At 50.3% G+C, this 5,782-nt stretch carries 5 protein-coding genes and 2 pseudogenes; 1 reads left to right on the top strand and 6 read right to left on the bottom strand.

What is annotated here, in order from left to right; translation table 11 throughout:
• Positions 1 to 67: 67 nt before the first annotated feature.
• Together EQY_RS0103460 and cybB are read right to left on the bottom strand one after the other, a co-directional pair.
• Positions 68 to 241, bottom strand: a complete 174-nt coding sequence (locus EQY_RS0103460; protein WP_000717309.1) for a YdcA family protein — start codon at positions 239 to 241, stop codon at positions 68 to 70.
• Between the two features lie 273 nt (positions 242 to 514).
• The gene (gene cybB, locus EQY_RS0103465; protein ID WP_010347364.1) at positions 515 to 1,045 is read right to left on the bottom strand and encodes a cytochrome b561; all 531 of its coding nucleotides are present in this window, start codon (positions 1,043 to 1,045) and stop codon (positions 515 to 517) included.
• A gap of 188 nt (positions 1,046 to 1,233) precedes the next feature.
• On the opposite strand from cybB, the gene gap reads away from it, so the two are divergent.
• Positions 1,234 to 2,235: a type I glyceraldehyde-3-phosphate dehydrogenase gene (gene gap, locus EQY_RS0103470; RefSeq protein WP_000048677.1), complete on the top strand. Its 1,002-nt coding sequence runs from the start codon at positions 1,234 to 1,236 to the stop codon at positions 2,233 to 2,235.
• A gap of 95 nt (positions 2,236 to 2,330) precedes the next feature.
• On the opposite strand, the pseudogene EQY_RS25535 reads toward gap, so the two are convergent.
• The 4 genes and pseudogenes from EQY_RS25535 to EQY_RS0103485 all read right to left on the bottom strand — a co-directional run.
• A pseudogene (locus EQY_RS25535) lies at positions 2,331 to 2,571 on the bottom strand (aldehyde dehydrogenase family protein); the annotation flags it as partial.
• A gap of 69 nt (positions 2,572 to 2,640) precedes the next feature.
• A complete protein-coding gene (locus tag EQY_RS0103475) occupies positions 2,641 to 3,327 on the bottom strand; it encodes a DUF2931 family protein (protein ID WP_001253647.1) in 687 nt (228 codons plus the stop codon).
• Positions 3,328 to 3,337: 10 nt separating this feature from the next.
• Positions 3,338 to 5,026 carry a T6SS phospholipase effector Tle1-like catalytic domain-containing protein gene (locus tag EQY_RS0103480; protein WP_000718748.1) on the bottom strand — a complete coding sequence of 563 codons (1,689 nt, stop codon included), beginning with the start codon at positions 5,024 to 5,026 and terminating at the stop codon, positions 3,338 to 3,340.
• Positions 5,027 to 5,552: 526 nt separating this feature from the next.
• Positions 5,553 to 5,782, bottom strand: a pseudogene (locus tag EQY_RS0103485) (hypothetical protein); the annotation flags it as partial.

The following is a 5,782-nucleotide window of genomic DNA, read 5'->3' on the forward strand; positions in this document are numbered from 1 at the left end:
GCGCGGGGAGTTTTCCCCGCGCATCTGGCTGGCAGGTTCATTTTCTCATGGCACCCCTTTTTTCCTTTCAGTTAGTACATGTCTTTTTCGATGCGCTGATAGATCCATCGTTACAAACAAATTTGCCACCAGCAGTACAGTGGGATATCCCACCTTTCGAACCAGAACACGGCTTGCGCCCGGCATCGGCATAAAACGAAACAAGCATTCCCACAAACAAGATAAGTGCAATTTTTTTCATATAACCTCCATTGTTTACCAAATTTTATGTTCGGTATAAAAGTTATACGCTTGGTGGATTTGATTTCACTTAGAGAGATCAAAAATTGAGGAAATTGGATTTCAATCTTAACTGAAAGATAAATTGGTTAAATATAATCCAGATAAACACATAAAGGCTAATTATGGTTTTATTTGTCATACAAATAAATATAATAGATGCTTCCGATGTAGACCCGTATTCTTCGCCTGTACCACGGGTCTGGTTTAGTACAGGCGCTTTCTTTTATTGTCGTCAGGAACGCTTACGCGGCATCATGCGCAGAAGCGTGTTGTCCTTCCAGAAATAGTGGTGTGCCAATGCAGCAGCAGCATGTAGCCCGATAACGAAATATCCCAAATTTGCCAGCGTTTCATGCCACGACTTTAAAATATCCACCAGATCGAAATTTGGCTCTGATGTGTAAGGCATCGTTACACCGAACGCAAACCAGGGATTGCCACGGTTATACATCATCACGATACCAATCAGTGGCAACGCGATAAACAGCAGGTAAATGACCAGATGCCCAAGATGCGCAAGCCCCGTCATCATCGGTTTCGGTTTAGGCACAATTGGCGGGGTTGGGTATTTCAGTCTTAGCACAAGACGAAGCACCATTAGTACGAGAATCGAAATGCCGCAGGAAACATGGATCATGTTGATGAGCGGCCGATCGGCTCGCGGGAAAAAGCCACGAAACTCCATTGCGCAATACGCTGCAATAACCAGCAAAAAGACCAGCCAGTGAATGCCAATTTGTAACCTTGAATATTTCTTTTCCATAACATTTCCTGCTTTAAAACAATTTTCCGTTAACATAACCAGCTTTTCTTAAAATTTCATTAAATATTGTTCGCCCTTTTTCAGTACGTTACGTTTCGCTGCACGAATGTAGATTGCTCATCCCGCCATCCTGGTCTAAGCCTGGAAAGGATCAATTTTCACCCAAGAGTTCCTTACAGGAGAAAACCATGAGTAAAGTTGGCATTAACGGTTTTGGTCGTATCGGTCGACTGGTGTTGCGTCGATTACTTGAGGTCAAAAGCAACATAGACGTTGTCGCTATTAATGATCTCACATCACCGAAAATTCTCGCCTATCTGCTGAAACACGATTCAAACTACGGCCCGTTCCCCTGGAGCGTTGATTTCACAGAAGACTCACTTATCGTCGATGGGAAAAGCATTGCGGTTTACGCCGAAAAAGAGGCGAAAAATATTCCGTGGAAAGCGAAAGGCGCAGAAATCATTGTCGAATGTACAGGCTTTTATACCTCTGCAGAAAAATCACAGGCGCATCTGGATGCTGGCGCCAGGAAGGTACTGATTTCCGCCCCTGCCGGTGAGATGAAAACTATCGTTTATAACGTCAATGACGACACTCTGGATGGCAACGACACCATTGTTTCCGTGGCGTCATGCACCACCAACTGTCTTGCGCCGATGGCCAAAGCCTTGCACGACAGTTTCGGAATAGAAGTCGGCACGATGACGACTATTCATGCCTATACCGGCACCCAGTCACTGGTGGATGGTCCGCGTGGTAAAGATCTACGCGCTTCACGTGCGGCGGCAGAAAATATCATTCCCCACACCACTGGCGCGGCAAAAGCCATTGGCCTGGTGATCCCGGAACTGAGCGGCAAACTGAAAGGCCATGCGCAGCGTGTACCCGTGAAAACAGGTTCGGTCACCGAATTGGTGTCTATTCTCGGGAAAAAAGTCACTGCCGAAGAGGTGAACAACGCGCTTAAAAAAGCGACAAACAATAACGAGTCATTTGGTTATACCGATGAAGAAATAGTCTCTTCCGATATCATTGGTAGCCATTTCGGTTCGGTGTTTGATGCCACGCAAACGGAGATTACCGCCGTGGGCGATTTACAACTGGTGAAAACAGTCGCCTGGTACGATAACGAATATGGGTTTGTTACCCAGCTTATTCGCACTCTCGAAAAATTCGCCAAACTCTGACAGATACAGGCGGAGAAAAATGCCTCCGCCTGTTTTACACATTATGACTGTAAATAGACTACCTGGGTTTGAAGGTACTCATGCAAGCCATGTTTACCGGTCACTAGAGCAGGCGACATTTTGTGGGCAATAAGGAAGAACGGGAAGTTCCACAGCAGAATACCGGTGGTCACGCCAAGAGCACGTTTAAACAGAATAATATGATCGCTTTGAATAATTTTTCCCTCATAACGCCACGCCCACTTCGATTTCAGCCAATTGCTGGCTCTTGCCCCCTTACTCGACAATCAGCGTACTGATTTCTCTGGCGCGTTCGCGGTATTGAAGTTTAACCCGTTAAAACAATCAGATTGATGCTCAAAAGGATCTCAAGAAGATCCTTTTAAGTTTTCTAATCGTTATGCCCTACCAGTTGCCATACGGATAGGTTTTCCCTTTGATGAAATCTGGTGTCTTTCCGTAATAAACATACCCGTTAGGATGTTTCGTTACCCCTTTGCATATCAGCATATCATCCCCCGTCAGGGTAAGCTGCCGTGCTGGTTGCTGGAGTACGGATGGGTTCCCGTTATCCTCAAGCCAGATCCGTACAGTACCGCCTGGAGCAAGACCAACAGCCATTCGCTTCCGGTAGTAAGGTTTACCAGGATGATACGGGTCAGGATATGCCGTAGCCATCTGCTGCCACGTCTCCCGGCTGAACCAGATCTCCGTTTCATACGCTTTCTTGTCGATAACCGAGTCCCAGCACACCGTCATTCGTACCGGCAGTGCTTTTCCCCGGTTAAAATACCCGCCATACCCCCCTATCAAATCATGCCAGCGCCCGACACTCAGATCACTGATGTCCATAGGATCTAACCGACGGAAGATACTTTCCCGAATATCCCCGTCCTCCAGGTACACCATCGTCACTAGTGCAGGCAGATTTTTCGGGTATATAAAGCTAAAATTCCAGTTATCGTAAGGCAGCTTCTTTCCCCACTGCTCCACGCCGTCTCCCAGCAGCGTCTTTACGCCTGCCCGGCGGTCATGGCAGCCTGAAAGCAGAATGCCCCCCAGCACGGCCACCATCAGCGGTAATCGTCTCATCCCTTCCTCCTCAGAACAGTTCGTCCAGCACGTCCACGTTCGCCCGCGCCCGGTCTTCCCACTGCTGCTGGTCATCCATCCTCCACACCGTCCGCACCCACCCTTTGCCCGGAGCCATCGGCCACACGAACGAGCGGTCGTCAGTCGGCGCATAGTGGTTTCGCAGAAAAACCTCTCCCGAGGACGGACTCACCCACAGGCTCAGGTCCGAGTCGATGTTCCAGTTCGCCGAACAGTGCAGATAACGCCCGATGGTTCGCATCTCCTCCGCCGTGAAGCCCTCCGGCTCTGCGCCACGCCGGATCGCACGCCCCTGGGCTGTTGCTTTGTCACACAGGGGAACCAGCTCAGCAGGAAGAGCTGTGTCAGGGTTTTGCGGGTCAATATCTCCAAATATTACCCCGGCGTCCTGTGCCGCATCGAGCATCACCCGCATACACACCTTTTCCCAGTCGTTCGGCACCGCCCTGCGCGTCATAAACACCGCCGCGCCGGCTTTCTTCTCAAAAATAAACGCCCGAGCCTTGTCAAGGTTAACCAGCGGCCACGAAATCATTTTTGTCTCCACCTTACCGTGTGGCATCAGGTACTTCAGCGCCGGCAGTGAAAACAGCGCCTGACGCATCTTCTCCGCCTGACGGTACACCGCAGTCTGCGTCTCGTCCGCGCTCTCCGGTATCACGTCAAAGTCCGGCATCGTCAGCAGGGAAATCTCATCCTCGCCCGCGTTGTAGCCCCCGCCAATGTCCGAATGCGCCCCCGGCAGTGCCAGCTCCGGCCACATCCCCGCGATGCTGTTCAGACTGAAGTTATAACGGCACTCGTGCATTGCGCTTATCTGAAACACCTTCTGCGCCACGGAAGGACGCAGCTCAAGGTTGACACCAGGATTACTGCGTCCGTTAATATCGTAGAAATTCAGCAGGCTCCCGATGGCTGCCACTGTGTCAAAAAGCCCCAGAAAGCGCACCTCTCCCGCAGGTTTTCCATGGTATCTGGACATATCCAGCCCGTTCTCTATTGCAGCCACTATCGCCGTATCCTGGTTCATCACCCGGTTGGCAAAGTGCCGTGCCGCTGCCGCGCCGCGACTGAACCCGAACACATCAAACTGCACCTTCGCGATCGCCGCTTTATCGCGGTTACGACTGATAAATATATTCAGTACGGAAGCAATTTTCTCAAGAGCTTCATCGGTCTTGGTCACCACTCCCTCAAACCGCCGGATAAGGCTGCTGCCCAGCCCCATCCCCAGCAACGAGTCGCTTTTCCCATCTGCCGTCCCGATGCCGCTGACGTAGGCTTTCACCTGCGCCTCCATCTCATCTTCACCAAGGGCAGTATCAGATTTGTAAAGGTCATTGAGCCGGGAAATATTGGTGATGCCGCCCTGCCAGCTGGCGTTGCCTGCCCCCTCTCTGGCGTGTTCTTCATACTTCGCGCACGCCCTGGCTCGTTCCTCACCGACCAAACCGGCGCAGTGGGCATACGCCAGCCGCAGATCGTCTGCGTTTGCCCGGTTATTCCCGGTACCATCAAAGAACACCCCCACCGTCAGCGTGATCCCTCTGACCGGCACCCGCCGGCACCGGATGACTTTTCCACTGCATAAAACATCGGTGTAGTGCGTGTTCTCCCCGGTAGTTTCATACCGGTGATAGCCGGTATTACCCGGCTCAGTATTCTCGCCTGCTGCCATAAAAAATCCATTTTGTCTGAAAGGTTAAATCAGGCACATCATACTCCCCCCTTCAGTTCTTAAATAAAATCAACGCTCTATCTTCTGCACAAGATGCAGTTGCCATATTCAAATGTATGGATTCCTGGTGTTCACCGACAACAACGGAGCCACTGATATGCTCTGTCACCCGGATTTAACGGGAGGATACAAGGTGCGGAGCCTGCCGTCCCTGAAGCGGAAGAGATACCGGAGTGCATCCGATCTGCTGAGCAATAGCATTCACAACAACTGAAGGTGTATTCAGGATAATGGCCCTGTATTGGTCATTCCAGCTAGCAGGGAAAGCTCGTCAGTAAGCAAACGCGACTCGTCCCGGTCAAAAAAGTCTGTTCCTGTGTAAACATCAATCATCGTAGATGACGGCATCGTGGAAAAACGATTCTGTGAAGGGCTTCATAAAAACAAGTGTGAAAGGAATAAAAGGCAGAAGTAAAAGTAAAGAGTCATGCCCGTTTGCCAACGGTATTTCACAAACGGGCAATTTTTAACGTAGTGAACGACTTTCCATCGCTTCAATAAGCACAGCGTCGTGTTTCAGCGTCTGCCAGGCCTGGGTGACTTCAGCGGGAAAGTCAACGTGAACGATAAAATCGCGCCCGCGTGGCCCATAGCCATCGCTATCATCACGCAAACGAGGTAGCTCGCCAGTAAGAAGCGATAAATAACGCTCAACTGGCCATAATCCTTTATATGAACACATCCCGTTTGCAAGGC

This window comes from Escherichia sp. TW14182 (assembly GCF_000208525.1).
GTDB lineage: Bacteria > Pseudomonadota > Gammaproteobacteria > Enterobacterales > Enterobacteriaceae > Escherichia > Escherichia ruysiae.